At 52.4% G+C, this 20,653-nt stretch carries 18 protein-coding genes; 4 read left to right on the top strand and 14 right to left on the bottom strand.

Features of this window, described 5'->3' with window-relative positions; genetic code table 11:
* Nucleotides 1-31: 31 nt before the first annotated feature.
* Both CHB92_RS13965 and bshC read right to left on the bottom strand, forming a co-directional pair.
* Nucleotides 32-610 carry a 5-formyltetrahydrofolate cyclo-ligase gene (locus CHB92_RS13965; RefSeq protein ID WP_089319832.1) on the bottom strand — a complete coding sequence of 193 codons (579 nt, stop codon included), beginning with the start codon at nt 608-610 and terminating at the stop codon, nt 32-34.
* Nucleotides 610-2,187 carry a bacillithiol biosynthesis cysteine-adding enzyme BshC gene (bshC, locus tag CHB92_RS13960; RefSeq protein WP_089319831.1) on the bottom strand — a complete coding sequence of 526 codons (1,578 nt, stop codon included), beginning with the start codon at nt 2,185-2,187 and terminating at the stop codon, nt 610-612. The genes CHB92_RS13965 and bshC overlap by 1 nt, the downstream gene beginning before the upstream one ends.
* Nucleotides 2,188-2,434: 247 nt before the next feature.
* Between bshC and CHB92_RS13955 the strand changes: the two genes are divergently transcribed.
* The gene (locus CHB92_RS13955; protein ID WP_179223044.1) at nt 2,435-2,815 is read left to right on the top strand and encodes a PH domain-containing protein; all 381 of its coding nucleotides are present in this window, start codon (nt 2,435-2,437) and stop codon (nt 2,813-2,815) included.
* A gap of 148 nt (nt 2,816-2,963) precedes the next feature.
* On the opposite strand, the gene rimO is transcribed toward CHB92_RS13955, so the two are convergent.
* From rimO to CHB92_RS13920, 7 genes are all read right to left on the bottom strand, one after another.
* Nucleotides 2,964-4,292, bottom strand: coding sequence for a 30S ribosomal protein S12 methylthiotransferase RimO (rimO, locus tag CHB92_RS13950; protein ID WP_089319830.1), 1,329 nt, complete (start codon nt 4,290-4,292; stop codon nt 2,964-2,966).
* 3 nt (nt 4,293-4,295) lie between these two features.
* On the bottom strand, nt 4,296-4,832 hold the full coding sequence (locus tag CHB92_RS13945) for a carboxypeptidase-like regulatory domain-containing protein (protein ID WP_089319829.1): 537 nt from the start codon (nt 4,830-4,832) through the stop codon (nt 4,296-4,298).
* Nucleotides 4,833-4,839: 7 nt separating this feature from the next.
* The gene (gene ftsY / locus CHB92_RS13940) at nt 4,840-5,799 is read right to left on the bottom strand and encodes a signal recognition particle-docking protein FtsY (RefSeq protein WP_089319828.1); all 960 of its coding nucleotides are present in this window, start codon (nt 5,797-5,799) and stop codon (nt 4,840-4,842) included.
* A 110-nt stretch (nt 5,800-5,909) separates the two neighbouring features.
* Entirely contained in the window at nt 5,910-6,062 is a 153-nt protein-coding gene (locus tag CHB92_RS13935; RefSeq protein WP_089319827.1) for a DUF4295 domain-containing protein, read from the bottom strand.
* 2 nt (nt 6,063-6,064) lie between these two features.
* On the bottom strand, nt 6,065-6,253 hold the full coding sequence (rpmG, locus tag CHB92_RS13930; RefSeq protein ID WP_089319826.1) for a 50S ribosomal protein L33: 189 nt from the start codon (nt 6,251-6,253) through the stop codon (nt 6,065-6,067).
* Between the two features lie 368 nt (nt 6,254-6,621).
* A complete protein-coding gene (gene rpmB, locus CHB92_RS13925) occupies nt 6,622-6,861 on the bottom strand; it encodes a 50S ribosomal protein L28 (protein ID WP_089319825.1) in 240 nt (79 codons plus the stop codon).
* Between the two features lie 143 nt (nt 6,862-7,004).
* Nucleotides 7,005-7,175, bottom strand: a complete 171-nt coding sequence (locus CHB92_RS13920; protein WP_308701862.1) for a DUF5522 domain-containing protein — start codon at nt 7,173-7,175, stop codon at nt 7,005-7,007.
* Between the two features lie 256 nt (nt 7,176-7,431).
* Between CHB92_RS13920 and rocD the strand changes: the two genes are divergently transcribed.
* The 3 genes from rocD to CHB92_RS13905 all read left to right on the top strand — a co-directional run bounded on the left by rocD (nt 7,432) and on the right by CHB92_RS13905 (nt 13,791).
* The gene (gene rocD / locus CHB92_RS13915) at nt 7,432-8,673 is read left to right on the top strand and encodes an ornithine--oxo-acid transaminase (protein WP_089319823.1); all 1,242 of its coding nucleotides are present in this window, start codon (nt 7,432-7,434) and stop codon (nt 8,671-8,673) included.
* A 186-nt stretch (nt 8,674-8,859) separates the two neighbouring features.
* Entirely contained in the window at nt 8,860-9,831 is a 972-nt protein-coding gene (hemB, locus tag CHB92_RS13910) for a porphobilinogen synthase (RefSeq protein WP_089319822.1), read from the top strand.
* A gap of 195 nt (nt 9,832-10,026) precedes the next feature.
* Nucleotides 10,027-13,791 (top strand): S8 family serine peptidase, encoded by a 3,765-nt coding sequence (locus tag CHB92_RS13905; protein WP_089319821.1) that lies wholly within the window; start codon nt 10,027-10,029, stop codon nt 13,789-13,791.
* A gap of 75 nt (nt 13,792-13,866) precedes the next feature.
* Here the strand turns inward: CHB92_RS13905 and CHB92_RS13900 are convergent, their stop codons facing one another.
* From CHB92_RS13900 to CHB92_RS13880, 5 genes are all read right to left on the bottom strand, one after another.
* Nucleotides 13,867-16,374: a DUF5916 domain-containing protein gene (locus CHB92_RS13900; RefSeq protein WP_089319820.1), complete on the bottom strand. Its 2,508-nt coding sequence runs from the start codon at nt 16,372-16,374 to the stop codon at nt 13,867-13,869.
* 188 nt (nt 16,375-16,562) lie between these two features.
* Nucleotides 16,563-16,940, bottom strand: a complete 378-nt coding sequence (locus tag CHB92_RS13895) for a co-chaperone GroES (protein ID WP_089319896.1) — start codon at nt 16,938-16,940, stop codon at nt 16,563-16,565.
* 16 nt (nt 16,941-16,956) lie between these two features.
* Complete coding sequence (locus tag CHB92_RS13890; RefSeq protein ID WP_089319895.1) at nt 16,957-17,484, bottom strand: hypothetical protein; 528 nt, start codon at nt 17,482-17,484, stop codon at nt 16,957-16,959.
* A gap of 117 nt (nt 17,485-17,601) precedes the next feature.
* Nucleotides 17,602-18,774, bottom strand: a complete 1,173-nt coding sequence (locus CHB92_RS13885) for a homogentisate 1,2-dioxygenase (protein WP_089319819.1) — start codon at nt 18,772-18,774, stop codon at nt 17,602-17,604.
* A gap of 84 nt (nt 18,775-18,858) precedes the next feature.
* The gene (locus CHB92_RS13880; RefSeq protein ID WP_089319818.1) at nt 18,859-20,520 is read right to left on the bottom strand and encodes a S41 family peptidase; all 1,662 of its coding nucleotides are present in this window, start codon (nt 20,518-20,520) and stop codon (nt 18,859-18,861) included.
* Nucleotides 20,521-20,653 lie beyond the last annotated feature (133 nt).

The following is a 20,653-nucleotide window of genomic DNA, read 5'->3' as shown; positions in this document are numbered from 1 at the left end:
CTTGCAAATGGACTAGAACTAAAGCTTCTGGTTAAACAGGGGTTCTCCACACCCCCTCCGGCATGACCACTGCATCCAGCGGCACATCGAAGGGGTTTGGGTCAGCTATGTTCTCTACAGGAGGCTCCAAGGAAAGGCCGACTTTGAGCACGTCCGGGCGGCAGTCGGCAAGAAAGCGGTCGTAAAAGCCTTTGCCATAGCCTACCCGGTGGCCAGCCTTATCAAAGGCTAGTAACGGAATCAACACGATGTCTACTTCCCGGGCAGGTACGTGATGCGCATTTTGTGGCTCCGGAATACCCCAGTTGTTTTCCACCAAAACAGCTTCGTCCGACAGGTGATGATGCGTGAGTATGTTCTGCTCCACATCCGTAACGGGCACTACCACACGTACTTTCGGATATTCCAGGCGTAGCCGCTCAATAATAGGCCAGGTGTTCACCTCCTTGTTTTTGAGAATGGGCAGAAACACGTGCACTGTTTGTCCGGCCTGCAGCGGGAAGTGCTGAAAGAACATATCGGCAATACGCTTACTATGCTGCTGTACTACCTCCTGTGGCAATGCCCGCCGCTTTTGTAGCATGTATTTGCGCAGCTCCGCCTTCCGCATTACTCCTCCTCCAGAATGGTAAACTTCAGATCGAAGGGATCAAAAGCCTCTACCAGGGCTGGTATAAAGTCGGGGTTATTGGTTTTATAGGTTAGCAAGTTGTCTTTACGCTCCTGCAGCACGCCGTCCGGGAACAGCTTGTCCTTTAGGGTCTCCAACTGCTTAAAGGTCTGCTCGTGCTTGTTGTCGCGGGCTTTGGATATCTTTTTCTCCAGCATCTGCAGGGCGTTGTGGGCTTTCTGCTCCTCGGCCCCCACGGCTTTTACCAGCGTCGGATCTATCTCCCCAGCCAGTTTCTCCACCTCGGCATAGGCTTCTGCCACTGCTTTCCGCTGCGCTTCCAGGCTGATCTCCTCCTCGTGTATCTGGCTGGAGAGCTGCTTTTTCAGGTCCTGGTAGTCCTGGAACAGATCTTCTGGCTGTAGCTCCAGTTTGTGCATTTTGTTCGCGTTGCTGCGGCTGATATACAGGGCTGAATTACGTAACATGATCACCGGAAAGGCAACCTGGTAGGCCTCAAACACCTTCTTCAGCTGGAACCAATAGGCTACCTCTGCCCCTCCGCCAACGTAGGCCAGGTTCGGCAAAATAAGCTCCTCGTACAAGGGCCGTAGGATCACGTTCGGGCTAAAGCGTTCCGGATGCCCCGCTGCCTCCTGCCGTATCTCCTCCAGGCTAAAGCTGATGTCGGTGTTCAATATTTTGTACTGGCCGTCTTCCAGCACAATGCGTTCCCTAAAGCTGTCTGTTAGGTAAAACAGGTTGATATCGCGGGAGTACACCTGCTGCTTATAGTCCAGCTTCTCTAACTGGGCATCCACTTCCTCTACCAGTTTATTCGACAGCTGTCCGGTCAGCTCCTTTTCCACTACAGGAAGCAAGGCTTTCTTAAGCGTAGCATCGTCACCGTCAATGCTCACCAGGCCATACTCCCCAAACAAACCGTGGGTAATGGCACGGGTGGCATCGGCCAGGTTCTTACTGTGGCGGTAGGCCTCTTCAAAGAGCGGGTAAGCCTCTGGCAACTCCGCCAGCACCTGCTCCAATCCCTCTGTTGAGAACCTGCCTACAGCGCCGCTCTGGTCTGTCTTCCAAGTATACTTCTTCCCGAACAGGGTAAAGTGGTTTACTTCCGCGAAATCGTGGTCTTCGGTAGCCATCCAGTATACCGGCACGAAGTTATAGTCCGGGTACCGCTCCTTCAGTTGTTTACAAGTATTAATGGCCGTGATGATCTTGTACACGAAGTACAAGGGGCCCGTGAAGATGTTGAGCTGGTGCCCCGTGGTAACCGTAAAGGTATTCGGCTGTTGTAGCAAGTCTATGTTCTGCTGTACCTTCGGGTCGACCTCGGCGATGGAAGCGTATTGCTTTTGCAGGGCCTGGTGCAGTACCTGGCGCTGCTCCTGGCTAAACTGCTTTTCCTTGATCTGGGCCTCAAAAGACTCCAGGGCAGGAAAGTGGTTGTAAAACTGTTGCAGCGCCTCGCCACGACAGAGATAATCGGTTATAACTTTTGAAAACGCCCCTGTGGCAACGTAATCTATTTTAGTGATTTTCATGGTAGATACTTCCATCTGCTTTCTAGCCGTTAAGTATAGCCCTATTAACAGGTAAGCGGGAAATGTGTTACGAAGCTGTAAAAATTAGCAGCGCTACTACAAAGTAACGGCTTTATTTCGGGTTTTACAGACGATACGACAGAAAGCAGGCAGCGGGGTATGAGCGGTCTGAAATATTGCTGTTCCGCGAAACAGGTGATGCCCCTGTAAACCATTCGGCCACTCCACGTAAATAGGTTTATACCTCTAAAACACAAAAATTATGGGATTACTAAGTGGCATGATGGGACACGCCTCCGAAGTGTCTATTGAGAAGATAACGAAAGAGTTTCAACCTATCCTGATCGACGATGAACGCATTGAGCGGGCTTATAGGCTCATCCGGGACATGCTCGTATTCACGAACAAGCGCCTGATCCTGGTGAACCGGCAGGGGCTGACCGGCTCCAAAACCGACTATCAGAGCATTCCTTACAGTAGCATCAAGATGTTCTCCAAAGAAAGCGCCGGCATCGCTGACCTGGACGCCGAACTGAAGATCTGGCTGACGGGCGAAACACAGCCTACCATCCGGCAGGACTTCCGGAAAGGAGATAACATTAATGAGGCATACAGGGTACTGAGCAGGTATGTACTGAAATAGTTAGCTTGCTTTGCAGTTCCGGTTCCAACCACCCCTAACCCCTCCTTGTCTAAGGAGGGGTTAGGGGTGGTTGGAACCGGAACTACCAAACAAAAAGCCCCGCAAGCTATACTTGCAGGGCTTTTATAATTCAACCTCTTTCTAAAGTTTAGTGCCCGGCGCCATTTGTAACCACTTCCCCATACAAATCGAAGTCTGAAGCATCTGTGATTTTCACATTCGCGAAGTCACCGAGGCGTACGTAGTTGCTGTCTGCTGGGACGAGTACTTCGTTGTCTACCTCTGGGGAGTCGTACTGGGTGCGGCCCACGAAATAGCCGCTCTCTTTGCGGTCGAAAAGTACTTTGTAGGTCTTGTCTACCTTCTCCTCGTTCAGCTCTACTGAGATACCCTGCTGCAGCTCCATGATGGCATCTGCACGGTCCTGCTTCACCTCTTCTGGCACATTATCCTCCAATGTGAAAGAGTGCGTGTTATCCTCGTGCGAATACGTGAAGATGCCCAGGCGGTCGAACCTTGTCTCTTCTACCCAGTCGTACAGCTCCTGGAAGTCTTTATCTGTCTCACCTGGGTGGCCGGCGATCAAGGTAGTTCTTAAAGCGATGTCCGGCACACGCTGACGGATCTGATCTACCAGCTCAATAGTTCGGCGCTTGCTGATACCGCGGCGCATCGTTTTGAGCATGTTATCGGATATGTGTTGCAGCGGCATGTCGAGGTACTTACAGATGTTCTCACGCTCGTTCATCACGTCAAACACCTCCATCGGGAACTGCGACGGGTACGCGTACTGCATCCGGATCCACTCGATACCGTCTACATCCGATAGGTTACGGAGCAGGTCAGCCAACTTGCGTTCGCCATAGTGCTGTAATCCATAATAAGTCAAATCTTGCGCGATCAGCACCAGTTCTTTCGTACCCATGCTTGCCAAACGCTTTGCTTCTTTTACCAAATCCTCAATCGGGCGGTCTACGTGCTTACCGCGCATCAGCGGGATGGCACAGAAGGAACAAGGACGGTTACAACCTTCGGCAATCTTAAAGTAAGCAAAGTGAGAAGGCGTTGTTAACAAACGCTCGCCGATCAGCTCGTGCTTGTAGTCCGCCTCCAGCTTCTTTAGCAGTTGCGGCAGCTCCAGGGTACCGAAGTAGGCATCTACCTGTGGGATCTCGGCCTCCAGCGAATCCTTGTAGCGCTGCGATAGGCAGCCTGTCACATAGAGCTTGTCGATCTGGCCTGCCTCTTTGGCGTCAGCGTAGCGCAGAATGGTATCAATGGATTCCTGCTTGGCATTGTCGATAAAGCCACAGGTGTTCACGATGATGATGTTAGAATCGTCCTTGTCAGACTCGTGCGCCACATCAAACTCGTTGGCACGCAGCTGCCCCATCAGTACTTCCGAGTCTACCAGGTTTTTAGAGCAACCCAGCGTTACCACGTTTACTTTATCCTTCTTGAGTGATCTTACTTTCACAGATTAATAGCTTGCTTGATAATTGATCAGAAACTCTACGTCTGTTACCTGCCCCTCCTTTACTTCTACCGGGAAGATGTTATTCTCCCCGTCAAAGAGATTCGCATACAGGCCCTTTTCCTCTTTAGAGAAAAGGCTGTATTTGCCGGGCTTCAGGCTAACCGCAAAGTTGCCGTTAGCATCTGTAACAACCTGAGTTACTAAATTAGTTTGAATGTTGGTGTGAAAAACACCGTCTATGGTTCTGGCTTGTGCGCCGTTGGTAAGCTCGTAGACGTACAGGGTACGCTGCACACCTCTGCCCTTACTAGGCGGGGCATCCGGCGAAGGCATCTGATTGCCCGCCTGCCACAGCACTTTGCCGCTGATTCCCTGTGTGATGGGAGCCTGTTGCTCCTGTGCTGCCGGTTTTTGTGCTGACAGGGGCCCTTGCTCCTTGTTTTCCATCTGCTCTTGTTGGTTTGGCGGTTGATGGGCTTGTTTTGTGCCGTTGCATTGCCATAGGAGCAATGCCAGCGGCAACAGCAGGAGCTTATGCATGGTGTATTTACTTGCGTGAAAAGAAAGAGTCTACAAATTCCTGTTTATCGAACAGTTGTAGGTCTTCAATTTTCTCGCCAACTCCGATGTATTTCACCGGAATTTTAAATTCATCAGAAATACCGATCACCACACCGCCTTTGGCTGTGCCATCCAGCTTCGTGATAGCCAGGGCCGTTACGTCCGTGGCTTTCGTAAACTCGCGGGCCTGCAGCAGAGCGTTCTGGCCTGTACTGCCATCTAACACCAACAGCACCTCGTGTGGGGTGTCTGGTGTTATCTTCTGCATCACGCGCTTGATCTTGGCCAGCTCGTTCATCAAACCTACCTTGTTGTGCAGGCGGCCTGCCGTGTCAATAATCACCACATCAGCATTCATCTCCACCCCCTTCTTCACGGCATCATAGGCCACGGAAGCCGGGTCTGTATTCATGCCATGCGAAATAACCGGTACGCCTACGCGCTCGCCCCAGATGATCAGCTGATCTACGGCAGCAGCCCGGAAGGTATCGGCAGCACCTAACACCACCTGCTTACCGGCTTTGTGGAACTGGGCGGCGAGTTTACCGATAGTCGTGGTCTTGCCCACGCCATTCACCCCTACCACCATGATCACATACGGCTTAATACCGGCAGGTAACTCAAAGTCAGCGCCATCGCCGGAGTTATTCTCTTCCAGCAGCCCGGCAATCTCCTCGCGCAGGATCTTGTCCAGTTCATCGGTGCCCACGTACTTGTCACGTGCCACGCGCTTTTCGATACGGTCAATGATCTTCACCGTTGTATCCACCCCCACATCGGCATGCACCAGGATTTCCTCCAGTTCGTCGAGCACTTCCACATCCACGGTGGACTTACCAACTACGGCCTTGCTCAACTGGCCAAAGAAGCTGCTCTTAGATTTCTCGAGGCCTTTGTCCAGCGACTCTTTTTTCTTCTCTTTATTGAAAAAGTCAAAAATGCCCATACCGATATTTTTGTAAGGATAAAGCTTTCGGTGATACGGTAATATACTAAAAAAGTCCCAACAATGGGACTTCTTCGTGTAATCTATCTATATATAGTAGAGTAGGCTTATTACTTCTTAAGGTACTCCTGTACTTTGTCAACAGGCACCATTTCTTCTTTAAAGCTGTAAGCACCCGTTTTTGGAGACTTCACAGCTTTGATCACTTTTGCCCAGTCTTTACCTGTAGCGGTCTTTAGGGTTGCAACTACCTTCTTAGCCATGGTTATTTAATTTCTTTGTGTACAGTTACTTTCTTCAGGTTCGGGTTATACTTCTTAAGCTCAAGACGCTCAGGAGTATTCTTTCTGTTCTTGGTAGTAATGTACCTTGACATGCCAGGTACTCCAGAGGCTCTCTGCTCTGTGCACTCCATGATAACCTGGATTCTATTACCTTTTGCTTTTTTAGCCATCTCAACAAGTAATTTTTATTTAGGACTGCAAATATAAAAGCTTAAAACTCTAATTACAAACAAAGTAAAAACTTTATTGTGAAAGCCAGTGTCTTAGCTTCACAACATTTACCTGATTCGGTAACACGTCCTACCTTGCTTTGGTTTCTTGGTTCGGCCATCCGTACCCAGCGATTCCGCCCCACCATTACAGCGTTGAAGGCGGTAAAAAAACAGCAACGGAGCGAGGACTATCAGCGCTTGCTGCTTACCTCTCTCCGTTGCCGATAGAAAATATCTAAAGTATCAGATGGCTGGCCCGGTGTAGTACAGGCTGTGGCCACAGGCTTAGCTGTAGCGCTCAGCAGCACCAGCCGGAGTAGACCAAATTAGAACAGGATATATCCTTGCTCTACAGCCTTCTTCAACACAGCAGAAATACCATTCTTGTTGATAGTTCTCAGGGCTGAAGTAGAAACCTTAAGCGTTACCCAAGCATCTTCTTCCGGGATGTAGAAACGCTTCTTCTGAAGGTTTGGATAGAACTTACGCTTTGTCTTATTATTAGCGTGAGATACGTTGTTACCTACGCGTGGTCTTTTTCCTGTAATGTCGCAAACTCGTGCCATCTTGTCTTTTGTTCTAATTATTTCAATAGGGGTGCAAATATCTGCAAAAAGATACAGAAATTCAAAGGCATAGCGAATATTTTTCCTTCAATTGTGTAACAGGGCGCGTTAATCCTCATTTTTGAGTAACAACACCCTTCTCTTTACACGCACTTGCCCCCCTGGTCGCGCTGCTTTCTCCTGAACCCGTAGGGGCAGTGCTTACAGCCGTTCTGGCAGCAATAGCTCCGCTTCAGGTGATACCTAGCCGTAAACACCATCAAGCCCTGTTCGTTCAGGTAGTAGTCCTCTCCTTCTTTCAGTTTCTGACTCAAGTTTTCCTTTTGTTTATGCAAAGTTAGTTAACGCCACAGGCCCCAGCAAACCACCGCCCTAGGGCCTCTGGAACCGCTGCACTCCTCGCCCCTCTAAAGACCTAATCCTACCGGCACGCCGTATAGGTTTTAAAGTAGCGCCAATTTAACTAGTTTTACAACAAACAGGGAGCTAAGCGGTACTACTAGCAGGCGCGCAACCTGTGCAAACAGCAAGCCCGCCTTACCTCCTGAAGAACCTTTTTAACCTTAAACTATGAGCACGCTAACAATTACCTCCAGCCAGCAGGCCATCGACACAGAGCACAAGTACGGTGCCCACAACTACCATCCCCTACCTGTGGTGCTGAGCCGCGGCGAAGGAGTGCACCTGTGGGATGTGGAGGGTAAGCATTACTATGATTTTTTATCGGCCTATAGCGCTGTAAACCAGGGACACTGTCACCCGAAGATCATTAATGCCCTGACAGAGCAGGCACAACAGTTAACCCTCACTTCCCGCGCCTTTTACAACGACAAGCTAGGAGTGGCCGAGAAATACGTTTGCGAGTATTTCAACTACGACAAGGCCCTGTTCATGAACTCAGGCGCAGAGGCCGTAGAGACTGCTATTAAGCTGGCGCGCAAATGGGGCTACATGAAAAAGGGCATCGCACCGCACAATGCCGAAATCCTGGTGGTGGAGCACAATTTCCACGGCCGCACAACCGGTATTATTTCCTTCTCTACCGACCCTGACTCTACCCGCGACTTTGGCCCGTACATGCCCGGCTATAAGGTAATCCCCTATAATAATATAGAGGCGCTGGAGCAGGCTCTGAAAGAGAACCCGAACCTGTGCGGCTTTTTAGTGGAGCCGGTCCAGGGGGAAGCCGGCGTGATGGTGCCGGACGAGGGTTACCTGGCCAAGGCGCAGGCCCTGTGCAAGGAGTACGACGTGCTTTTGATGACCGACGAGATACAAACAGGCATCGGTCGTTCTGGCAAGCTACTGGCAAGCTATTATGATGATGTGAAAGCAGACGTCCTGATACTGGGCAAAGCCCTGTCGGGTGGCGTGCTGCCGGTTTCCTGCGTACTCGCCAACGATGACGTCATGCTCTGCATCCAGCCCGGTGAGCATGGCTCTACCTTTGGCGGCAACCCCTTGGCCGCTGTTGTAGCCATTGCTGCTTTGGAGGTTATTAAAGAGGAGAACCTGACCGAGAATGCCCGGGTGTTAGGCGAACTGTTCCGGGAGCGCATGCGCAAGCTGATGCAAAAGCGTCCGGAACTGGTAACGCTCGTACGCGGCCGTGGCCTGCTGAACGCCATCGTTATCAACCCTACCGAAGATGGGCGCTCTGCCTGGGATGTGTGCGTGGCGCTGATGGAAAAAGGCCTCTTGGCCAAGCCGACCCACGGCGACATCATCCGCTTCGCCCCTCCACTGGTCATCACGAAGGAGCAGTTGAATGAGTGCTGCGACATCATAGAAGAAGTGGTTACGAATTTCTAAACCCGAAAAGAAGGCGGTGCTGTTGTACCGCCTTCTTTATTTATATGTGCCATGGCAAGTGCTTTCCATCCTCAGGGAACGCAGCGGAACCAACAATTAAGGGCTAAACCGATTCCGAATCCCCTGCTTTCCCTGTAACTTTGCACCCACTTGATTTTGAACATCTTTTAATTAAGATTTTTACCTATGATCAGACGACCAAGACGCAACCGCCAGACGGAAGCGATCCGCAATATGGTGCAGGAAACAAGCCTGAGCCTGAACGATTTTATACTACCGCTCTTTATCATTGACGGCCAGAACCAGCGCGTAGAAGTAAAATCCATGCCGGGCATCAACCGCTTCTCCATCGATACAGCCCTGGAGGAAGTAGCTGCCTGTGTAGACTTAGGCCTGACGGCGTTCGCCCCTTTCCCGAGCATTCCGGAGCCTCTGAAAGACAAGTACGCCACGGAGAGCCACAACCCCGAAGGGCTTTTCCCGAGCTTTATTCGGGAGGTAAAGAAGAATTTCCCACAGGTAGCCCTCATCACCGATGTGGCGATGGACCCTTACAGCTCGGACGGACATGACGGCATTGTAGAAAACGGCGAGATTCTGAACGACGAGACCCTGGAGGTGTTGGGTAAAATGGCCCTGACGCAGGCACAGGCCGGGGCAGACATCGTGGCCCCTTCTGACATGATGGACGGACGCGTGGCGCACATCCGCCAGGTGCTGGATGAGAATGGCTTTCAGAAAGTGGGGATCATGTCTTACACTGCCAAGTACGCCAGTGCCTTCTACGGTCCGTTCCGCGATGCCCTGAACTCCGCCCCCAAGTCCGGCGATAAGAAAACTTACCAGATGAACTACGCCAACAGCCGCGAAGCTTTGATCGAAGCGGAGCTGGACACTGCAGAGGGCGCTGATTACCTGATGGTGAAGCCGGCCCTGGCTTACCTGGACGTGATCAAGCTGCTCCGTGATAACTCCAACCTGCCCATCGCAGCCTACAACATCAGTGGGGAGTATGCCATGGTGAAAGCGGCCGCGCAAAACGGATGGATAGACGGCGAGAAAGCCATGGTGGAGATCCTGACCAGCATCAAGCGCGCTGGAGCAGACGTCATCCTGACCTATTTCGCGAAAGAGTTCGCCCAGTACCTGAAAAAGTAATTTCAGAAGACCGCACATTAAAGAGCACCGCTGTCGGCAGCGGTGCTCTTTTTGTTTCTACCCTCCTCTGCCATAACAAGGTATATCCTCCTGCGCTGCTGAGCAGCAAAATATTTGCAGCAACGGGAACGAATTGCCATTATCGCAGTTTTGTAGTAACTTGATGTCTAGTAAGACCTACCCAACCCTACTTTTATGAGAATACTGAGCCTTTGGCTTGTTGCCCTCGGAATGGCATCGGCCACAACGGCCTTTGCGCAGCGCACGATTATCCCCATCCAGACAAACGTGAAGGCGCTGCAGAAAATAGCCTCCGCTGCCGAGAAAGACTATAAGGCAAACCGCTCCAAGGCCCTGCAACTGGCCCGTAAGCACGGGTGGGTCGTGGAGAAAACGTATGAAGACGGCACCCGCATTTCCCTGCAGGGGCTCGATGCCACGGGTCTTCCTATTTACTACATCACCTATAACAATACCCGTGCTGCCGCTACCACTAAAACAGACCAGTTGTGGGTGGGCGGGTCGCTGGGGCTAAACCTGAGTGGGGCCAGCAACTCGGTAGCCGGGAAGCTGGCGATCTGGGATGGCGGCCGCATACGCGCTACACATCAGGAACTTGCCGGCCACGTGACGCAGAAAGACAAGGCATCCACGGATAACGAGCACGCCACCCACGTTGCCGGAACAATGGTTGCCCGGGGCATCAACCCACAGGCCAAGGGCATGGCCTATGGCCTCAGCAACCTTCTCGCTTATGACTTTGACGGGGATGCAGCCGAAATGGCCGCTGCGGCAAAAGACCTGCTGGTGTCCAACCACTCCTACGGCTCTATCGCTGGCTGGCGCTTTAACTCCGAGCGCAAAGGAACGGCAGAGGACCCCTATTGGGAGTGGTGGGGGAATACCGAGATCAGCGAGACGGAGGACTACAGCTTTGGCTACTACAATGGCACTGCCGCCAGCTGGGACGAAATCGCTTACAATGCCCCTTACTACCTCATGGTAAAGTCGGCCGGCAATAACCGGAACGAAAACGGCCCGGAAGTGGGCAAACCCTATTTCCAGCGTAACAGCAAAGGTGCCTTTACCCTTGTCAGCAGCCGCCCCGCCAATATGAGCAGCAACAACAGCTACGACGTTATCTCCACTGCTGGTACGGCTAAAAACGTACTCACGGTAGGAGCCGTGGCACCCATCTCAGAAGGATATAACAGGCCGGAGGATGTGCAAATATCCTCCTTCAGCAGCTTTGGCCCCACCGATGATGGCCGTATAAAGCCGGATATCGTGGGCAATGGTGTAGCCGTGCTCTCTACCACTTCTGATAGCGACCGCAGCTACAAAGTTTTGAATGGCACCTCTATGTCCGCCCCTAACGTTTCGGGCACCCTTTTACTCCTGCAGGAGCACTATGCGAATGTGAACAGGGGCAATGTGATGCGGGCTGCCACTTTGAAAGGGCTGGTGCTGCACACGGCGGATGAAGCCGGCATAAGCAAAGGCCCGGATTATGTTTATGGCTGGGGCTTGCTGAACGCAGAGCGCGCCGCCAGGATGATCTCTAACACCAACGGCACTCACCTGATACAGGAGAACACGCTTTCAGAAGACCAGACCTATACTTTAAAAGTAATAGCCTCAGGTGCCGGCCCGCTGGAGGTAACGATTTCCTGGACCGACCCGAAAGGCAACGTACTGTCTGCCAGCGCGGCCCTGAATAACCGCTCACCGCGGCTGATTAATGACCTGGATGTGCGTGTGTCGAACCGTGGCACGACCTACCTCCCCTGGACTTTAGCCCCTGAAAAGCCTGACGCAGCCGCAAAGGCTGGGGACAACATCCGGGATAACGTGGAAAAGATCCTAATTGAGCATGCTGTGCCCGGACAAGAGTATACCATCACTGTAAAACACAAAGGCACCCTGAGCAAGGGGCCGCAGGCCTACTCCTTGCTCGTAAGCGGTGTAGGAGGCACAGCAGTTTGCGCAAGCGCACCGGGCTCAGAAGCAGGCGCTAAAATCACAGCTTTCGGTATCGGTACCCAGAACAAGACCTTCGATGCTGGCTGCACAACTTACCAGGACCTGACCAGTACTATATTTGAGTTGGAACCGGGCCAAAGCAAGGCTTTAACCCTAACTGCAGGTTCCTGTGGCGCTGATGCTGCTACCGTGGCCAAAGTCTTTGCAGACTGGAACGGCGATGGTGACTTCGAAGACAGCAATGAAACAGTGGCGACCTCTGGTGTACTTCAGGGTGCCGCCCCTTTTACAGGCACTATACAGGCACCTACTACGGCTATAGCCGGAAATAAAGTACGCCTGCGAGTAGTACTGCAGGAAACCGAAAATGCAGCCAGTGTAACGGCATGCGGCAGCTATGCGCGCGGTGAGACGCAGGATTACCTGCTACAGTTCACACAGCCACAGAAAGACATCAGCGTAACGGCTATCTCCCCAGTTGGGGGCAGTATCCTCTGCACAAGCCCTGCCCAAGCCGTAACGGCCACTATCCGGAACAATGGCACTGCAGCGCAGCGTAACATTCCGGTAACCATCAGCGTGCGGGAGAATGGAGAAGAGGTGGCACAGCTAAAAGGTACTTATAACGGCGTGCTGGCCCCTTATACCAAAGCCGACTTACTGCTGGAGGGTAGCTTCGCCACAGAGGCCGGTAAAACGTATGAACTGGTAGCCCTCTCCAGCTTACAGGGAGATGCCGTATCGGACAACAACCGCATGCAGCGCAGCTTTACGATAGCCGAGGCTTTAGCGCCGCCTACCCATGTTTCTGCCGCCCGTTGTGGTACCGACCCAATGTATACCTTGTCCGGTACAGGCGAGGGAACAGTGTTCTGGTATAACTCTGCCACCAGCACACAACCTTTAGCCGCCGGTAACCTGCAGCAGATCAGTGCCAGTGCCGTTCACGATAAGATTTACGCCGCCTATAACGATTTGGAAGCGACCATAGGTGCGCCGAACAAGGGTTTTGCCACAGGCGGGGGCTATAACCAGTTCTCCCCGGACGTACACATCTCCACCAAGGCTCCTGTAATACTGCAGACAGCCCGCCTGTACATTGGCAACGGCGGTAAGATCACCTTCACCGCCTATAACGAGAACGGGGCCCCGGTTTCGGAACGAACCCTTGTGGTGACGCCAACCCGAAGCAACCCGGCACCTGGCGTACAGCCCGACGACCCGACAGATGAGGGTGCTGTGTACTACCTTGGGCTAGAGCTACCGGAGGCCGGCAACTACCGGATCGCGATCTCCTATGAGAACGGGGCAACCATCTTCCGGAACAATACCGGCGTAAAGGGTTATCCGTTCGAGGTACCCAATGTAGTGTCCATTACCGGCAACAGCGCCACGACTACCCCCATGGAGTACTACTATTACTTCTACGACCTGAAAGTAAGCGCCCTTGGCTGTAAGAGTGAGCGGGTGGAAGTGCCCATGAAAACAGGCAACCCTTTACCGAAGCCGGTCGTGTCCCGAGACGGGACAGAACTTGTATCGAGTGCGGCAGAAGGTAACCAGTGGTACCTGGACGGGAAAGCCATCGCAGACGCTACCGGTAGCACCTACACCCCTACCGTAAGCGGCACTTACACGGTCATTGTGCTGAAGGATGGCTGTATTTCCGATGTATCAACTGCTTTTAGCTTTGACCTGGAGACAGCCTCGCGTGATGTAAGCGCGGACTTGCTTGCTTTCCCCAACCCGAGCGGCGATGGCAGGTTTACGGTTACCCTGGAAACAGATGGCCCTGAAGAGATCCTGTTTGATGTGGTAGATATGTTAGGCAAAACAGTGTATACAGCCGAGGTGTCGCGCTACAATGGTCAGTACAAAGGCGAGCTTGACCTTTCCTCCAAGTCTTCCGGCCTTTACATACTGCGCGCGCGCCACGGCGACAGCGTACAGACGAGCAAATTGCTTATCCGCAAGTAAACCCCTTCCGCACAAACAAAAAGAGCAGGCCCCATACAAGGTCTGCTCTTTTTGTTTGTGCAGGTAAATGCTTTGTTAGGACTTAGAAAGGCTCTTTTTCAACGCCAGATAGTCGAGGTAATAGAGTACTTTGACGGAGAACGTGGTAGACTGCGGGGATGACAACGTATGCGATAAGTTCTCAAAGTAATGCGTATCCACCTCTCCTATCTGCTCCAGTACGGCGTTCTTCCAAACCACTGTGATCTGGCTGCCCGGAGCAAACCACCACGAGTAAACTAAGTCCACGTTAAAGGCATTGAAGTTCACATCATGATTGCCATCATAGTCGCTTTGTGCCTGCAGTAAGCCTTCCGGTGTAAGCTGGTAGTAACGGTTGTAGATAGCCCTGGACCAGTAGTGCCTGGCCCGCAGGGACAGGGACATGCGATTGTTAAAGATATAGCTGCCTGATAAAGTGTTCGACACAGAATTCACGTCCCTTCGTCCGAAAACTATCCGCTGCCGCTCGGTATCACCCTCTGTCTCTACATAGCTGCTTGCGTACCCAATGTCATCGTACTTGTTCTCGGAGCCATAACTATAGACAAACATCAGGCGGTCGTTCACCCGGAACCGCGGCGAAATAAAGTAGTTAAAGGTGTGGCGGTTGTTTTCGTCAAACGCGCGGTAGTTCATTTCCACATCCAACGCCAGCTTCTTCCGATAGTCCGTGGAAACCCAGCCCCCCAGGTTATAGTTCGTCGGGAAGAGATAGTACCACCCGCTTACACGGGGCTCGAAGAAGTCATAAGTTTCCACAGGCTCCAGGTTAAAGAAGAGCCCTGCGCTGGTAAAGTTTCTAAAGGTGCCGTTTACATTCCCATAAAGCACCAGGTTCTCAAAGGTGTTGGGCCGATAGCGCCGGGAGTAGTTAGCGCCCAAGCCAGTGTAGAGGTTCAGCAGTTTCCAGAAAGGCTGATAGAAGTTGTAGTTGAAATTTACTTCCTCTGACTGCGAGTTATTGGTGAACAGGATGCCCAGATCATTGGGGTCGTAGGTGTCGGACTCTACCGTGTGCGACAGGTTGAACTGGAACCGGCCACTCACCTTGCCAAAGCCCAGGTTGTAGAAATGCCCGAGGGCTGTGCTGTCGGAGAAATAGCGCTGGCTAAGGGCTACTTTACCCCTTACAGCGTACTTGTTCCCTTTATTCGCAATGTTAAAGAGCATCCCGGTCAGGTTGGCATCATAGGTGCTGCCCTGCCGCAGCACATTTGTGTTTACCAGTGTCACGTAAGAGTTATTCCTCAGCGACTGGTCCAGCACCGTTACGTTGTAGTTTGTCAGCGGCTGCGTTTCTTTCTCAAAGCGCCGGCCTTCGCTATCCTCCAAAACAGCGTACTGCCTTGCCACGAGGGCGTTAAAGACCCCTATTCCCAGCCCTGACTGTGTGCGGCCCGATATCTTCGTGCCGTTCAGCATCCTGGTCTCCCCCGGGTTCTCCACCACCCTGTACCCCAACGCCTCTTCCGCCTCTACGTCCAGGTAATTGATTGGTGCCCCCCCTATCCGGCGGGAGTAAAAGAAATCACCCTTGTTAAAGAGCTCGGTTCCCTCCATAAAGAAGGGGCGGTTCTCGTTAAACTGCTGCTCGAACGGCCCCAGGTTGAGCACCCTGTTGTCTGACTGTACCTGGCTGAAGTCCGGGATCAGGGTCATATCCAGCGTAAAAGCATCATTAATGCCATACTTCACGTCCAGCCCCCCGCCGATGTTGATGTCCTTCTTAAACCCGATGCCGCCGCCATTTTCTTGCTCGTATGGGTAGCGCTCGGCGTAGCCTGACACATAGGGGGTGAGTGAGAGGCGCAAGGGCGCTTCGATATCTTTTAGCCCTACCAACTTACCGTACTGGTTCGCAAAGCCGTCCACGGCAGGGTCTACATAGTTCCAGAAAAAGCCCTTGCGGGTAGCCTGCCTGTTTCGCATAAAGTTAAGCCCCCACACCTGCTCGGGCTTGCTGCCAAAGCGTATGGCGGAGTAAGGTATCTTAAACTCTGCCACCCAGTCCGTTCCCTGCAACTTAGCGCTGCTGTCCCAAACGGCATTCCAGCTCCAGTCTTCCCCGGTCGAGGTATAGCGGGCGTCTAACTGCACGCCGGCCGGCGTTACGAAAAAGCCAAAAGCATTGAGCTGATCGTTGTAGGTGTCCAGGAAAACACCAAAAAAGTCTGTGTTGCCCAAGTCATCGCGCTGCCCCAGCTGCCGCAAGATAGAGTCCTGCGCCACGTCGTGCATGATGGCCCCCACGTAGAGGGCCTCGTCATCATACAGGATGCGTACTTCGGTAGGATGTGTTTCCAGGGGGCCAGGGGTAGGACGGTTCTGAATAAAGTCAGTGGCTATCTGCGCCTGTTGCCAGACCGCCTCATCCAACACGCCGTCTATCTGCGGGGCTTCCTGCACGCGCAAGGCTTTCAACTGCTTTTGGGGGTATTTGTACTCCTTCTTTTTATCCTGCCCAATAGCCTGAGATGGAAGCAAAAAAGAGAGTATAAGTAAGAACAGCGTGGCAAGAGCCAAACACAGCGGGTCTTTCATAGGTCAAAACGTACTAGCGCAGTCGTTGGGAGGCTCTTTTCTTAAGGCCTTCTGTCTTATAGATGTGGTCGAAGGAGCAAAGGTTGCTTCCGAAGCGCTTAAATTTCTACACCAGGGCGGCTCTACCGGTCCAAAGAAAAAGCCATACTTTAACAAGTATGGCTTTTTCCGAAGGCTGGGCCTGCCGGTTATAAATCCTCTTCCCGCACCAGCATCAGCACGGCCGACTGTGGCACAATAAAGTACTTATCGCCCAGGTAATTTATTTCGATGGCGTCGCGCTGCAGGTAAATGGCCAGGTCCCCTTCTTTTGCCTGGAGCGGGATGTAGCGCACCTCCTCTTCTTCCTGGTTCCAGGGTTCCTCATCAAAACCATAGTCTGCCGGGATCGGGTAGCCCGGGCCTACTTTCATAATATAGCCCTCCTGCACTTTTTCCTTTTCCTGTACGCCCGGGGGCAAGAATAGGCCACTCTTCGTCTGGTCACGCGCGGTTTTAGGCTTCACCAGCACACGGTCGCCGACAATAATGATCTTTTCTAATTTATTCTCTTCAGATATTCTCATTTGTAGTGTGTTCATGTTAAAAAGGGTCTGCTGTCACTTTAAAGCGCATATCCGCCTTAATGGTTATGTCCTGCGAAACAGGCTTTGTGAGCTCAGCTTTTGTACTGATTGTATACGTATCGCCTTTGATAAATTCGTCCAGTTTGGCATTTGTAGACTTTAGCTCCAGAGAGGTAGCATTCTGGGGCACTTCGTCCAGGTAAGCGATTTTTACGGCTTTTTTGTCCTCACTGGAAATGTAAATCTCTATTCTTTTCAGGAAATTAAAGTTCTCGCCCTGCGGCTCCGCAATAGCAAGGCTAAGCTTGTTCAGCGTTACGTCCTTCACGAGCTCTGCCCGAGTTTTGTTGTTCTTAAACGTTTCCTCCGAGTTGGTGGTAACGGTAACAGGCGTCAGTGGCATCAGCGTGCCAAAGGGGAAGCTAGACTCTATTCTGATGCTCTCTTCCTCATTAATGTAAAAGGTGAGCAGGTCATCTACTTTATCACAGGCTACTACTATAAAGGCAAACAGCGCAACAGCTGCCAAGAATACTCTTTTCATGAAATAAGGGTGAAATAAAACGTAAAAAAACAAAAGCGGCAGTGAAAGGGCTTATAAACTCTTTCCCTGCCGCAAATTTACGAATACTAAAGCAGATTAGGCAAACTCAATGATACTCTATGCCTTGCCGCTCTCGTTCCAGCTCATCGGGTAGTGCTCGTCCATGAACTGCACAGCCTCCTCGGTCAGGTACAGCGGCTTAAAGGTATCTACCATCACCGCGTACTCTTTTGTCTCTTTCTTGCCGATGCTCGCCTCTACGGTGCCAGGGTGCGGACCGTGCGGAATGCCGCCCGGGTGTACGGTAAACGAAGCCCTATCCACGCCCTTGCGGCTCATAAAGTTCCCCTCTACGTAATACAGCACCTCGTCCGAATCCACGTTGGAGTGGTTATAAGGGGCCGGGATAGACAGTGGATGATAATCGAAAAGCCGGGGCACAAAAGAGCAGATCACAAAGTTGTGGGCCTCAAAGGTCTGGTGCACCGGAGGGGGTTGGTGTATGCGTCCCGTGATGGGCTCAAAGTCATAAATAGAGAAGGCGTAGGGATAAAAGAACCCATCCCAGCCCACGGCATCAAAGGGGCTGAACTCGTAATAGTACTGGTGCAACTCCCCTTCCTTTTTGATCTGCACCAGGCGCTCACCGGGCTCTTTTTCCGTAATTAACTCCACGGGAGGGCGTATGTCACGCTCACAGAAGGGCGCGTGCTCCAGCAGTTGGCCGAAGTGGTTGCGGTAGCGGCGGGGTGTTTCCACCGGACTGAACGACTCGATCACCAACACCCGCACAGGTCCTTCGTTGAAACGGAACTGATGGATGATGGTGCGTGGAATGACCAGGTAATCCCCTTCCTTAAACGGCACGCGTCCCATCTGTGTGAGCAAGTCTCCGGAGCCCTCATGCACGAACACCACCTCATCGGCCTGCGCATTTTTATAGTAGTAGTTCATCTCGCGTTCCGAAGGCACACAGATGCTAATGGCCACATCATTATTAAACAGCATGGTCTTGCGGGCACTGAGGTAGTCAGGACCCGTTTTTTCCACCCCCAAGGTGCGCAGGTGATGTGGGGCCAGCTTTATGTTCTCCGCTTTTTTAGGGGCATAAGGCTTGGGCTCTCCGATCCTGCTTATTTGCGTGGGAGGATTAACGTGGTACAACAGAGAGGAAACGCCGCTGAAGCCGAGGGTGCCGACTAACTGCTCGGCATACAGGCTGCCATCCGGCTGCCGGAACTGCGTGTGCCTTTTGTGCGGGACCTCCCCTAACCGATAGTAATGCGCCATATCTGATCTTGTTTTATGTTTCTTTGATTGCCGCAGGAGCAAGCTCAGCTCTAAGATAAGCATTATGCCTTCACCTGCAACGCTTTATGCCCCACCCTTCGACAGGCGCTGGGCCCGGCTAAGCTGCCGCAGAGCCTGCTGAAACTCATCGTCCGACTCGTGCAGCACAGGGTAAAAGCCCTCATTGCCGTACACGCTGCGGGCAATAAACGCTTTTACGTTGTTACGCAGCAGGTTCTTAGACCGTCGGAACTCCGCATCGTTATAGTCTACCCCGGCAGAGCGTGCTAACTGCACAACCTCCTGCAGCATGGCATCCGTCACCCGGAAGTTCTTGTTAAACTTCTCGAAAGGCATCGCCTCCAACTCCTTCCGATGATTGCTGTAGTAGTTCAGCGTGTATTCCCGGATAACGTTCTTGTTATACAGCTGGCTCAGGTAGTCTGATAGTTCCGTGGTGTCCTGCGCTACAAATACATCGGGCATGATACCGCCGCCACCGTACACGGCCCGCCCCCCCAGGGTTTCGTACCGCAGCGAGTCCACAAAAAGGCTGCTGTCCGGATGAAAAAGCTCCCCGTTCTCCAGACGGTGCATAAAGTCCATCTGGTACTCCTCTGCCCCCTCGGTGTATGGCTTCTGGATAGAGCGGCCGCTTGGTGTATAATAGCGCGAAATGGTGAGGCGGAGCTCTGAGCCATCGTTGAGCGGGATAGGCATTTGCACCAGTCCCTTCCCAAAAGAGCGGCGCCCCACGATCAGCGCCCGGTCATTGTCCTGCAGGGCACCGGCCACAATCTCCGAGGCAGAGGCACTGCCCTCGTCCACCAGCACCACCAGGGCTCCCTCCTCAAACTCTCCCTTCGTACTGGCCAGGGTCTTAGAGTCATACTTGTCGCCTTTCCCGTCGGTGTACACGATCAGCTTCTTACCGGAGATAAACTCGTCTGCCATGCGAATGGCATGGTCCATATAGCCCCCCGGGTTCCCGCGCAGGTCGAGGATCAGCTGTTGCATTCCCTTTCGCCTCAGCTCCGTCAGGGCCTGCTTAAACTCTTCGAAAGTGTTGGCCGAGAAACGGCTCACTTTGATATAGCCCGTATTAGCGTCTACCATATAACTGACGTCCACCGAGTTGGTGGGTATCTTGTTGCGCACGATCGTAAAGTTCATCGGCGCCTTGGTCTTATCCCGCAGTACAGTCAGGTTTACCTCAGAGCCTTTGGGGCCGCGCAATCGCTTAAACACCCCTTCGTTCGTAATACCGATACCGGCTACCGTCTCCCCGTCTACTTTAATGATCTTGTCCCCGGCTTGTATGCCTGCCGCCTCTGATGGGCCGCCACTAAGCGGGCTGATCACATAGATGGTATCGTTAAAGATGTTGAACTCCACGCCGATGCCCTCAAAGTCCCCCTCCAGGTACGACCAGGCCATGGCCAGTTCGTCGGCGGGAATGTAAGCCGTATGGGGGTCCAGCTTTTCCAGCATTTTAGTAATCGCATAATCCGACAGTTCCTCAATGTCCACGGTATCCACATAGTCACGGTCTATGTAGCTGAGAATATCCCTGAACTTCAGGTAGCTTTTAGCAGTGCCCTGCGGGTTGGTGGTGGAGGGCGAGAAAGTTGTTGCCCCAATCAGCACTCCCACCACGAGCGCCACCGCTATAAACAGCGGCAGCTTTATTTGAAATGGCGAATTCCGGATACCTTTCCTTTCTTCCCCGTGCTCCATTCTATCCATGTGTTTGATTATAAAAAAGCAGGCACGCTTCCTGGCAGAAGGCAGTGCCCTGGCCTACCCTAAATATACGGTAGACATCTCTATCTATACAATCCTGAAATTGTTAAAGTTGCGCCCCTACTGCCCGCTTTCT

The organism is Pontibacter ummariensis (assembly GCF_900188175.1).
In the GTDB taxonomy this organism is placed as follows: Bacteria; Bacteroidota; Bacteroidia; order Cytophagales; family Hymenobacteraceae; genus Pontibacter; species Pontibacter ummariensis.
Note: the sequence above shows the minus strand (reverse complement) of the source record. Positions and strands in the feature narration are given on the sequence as shown.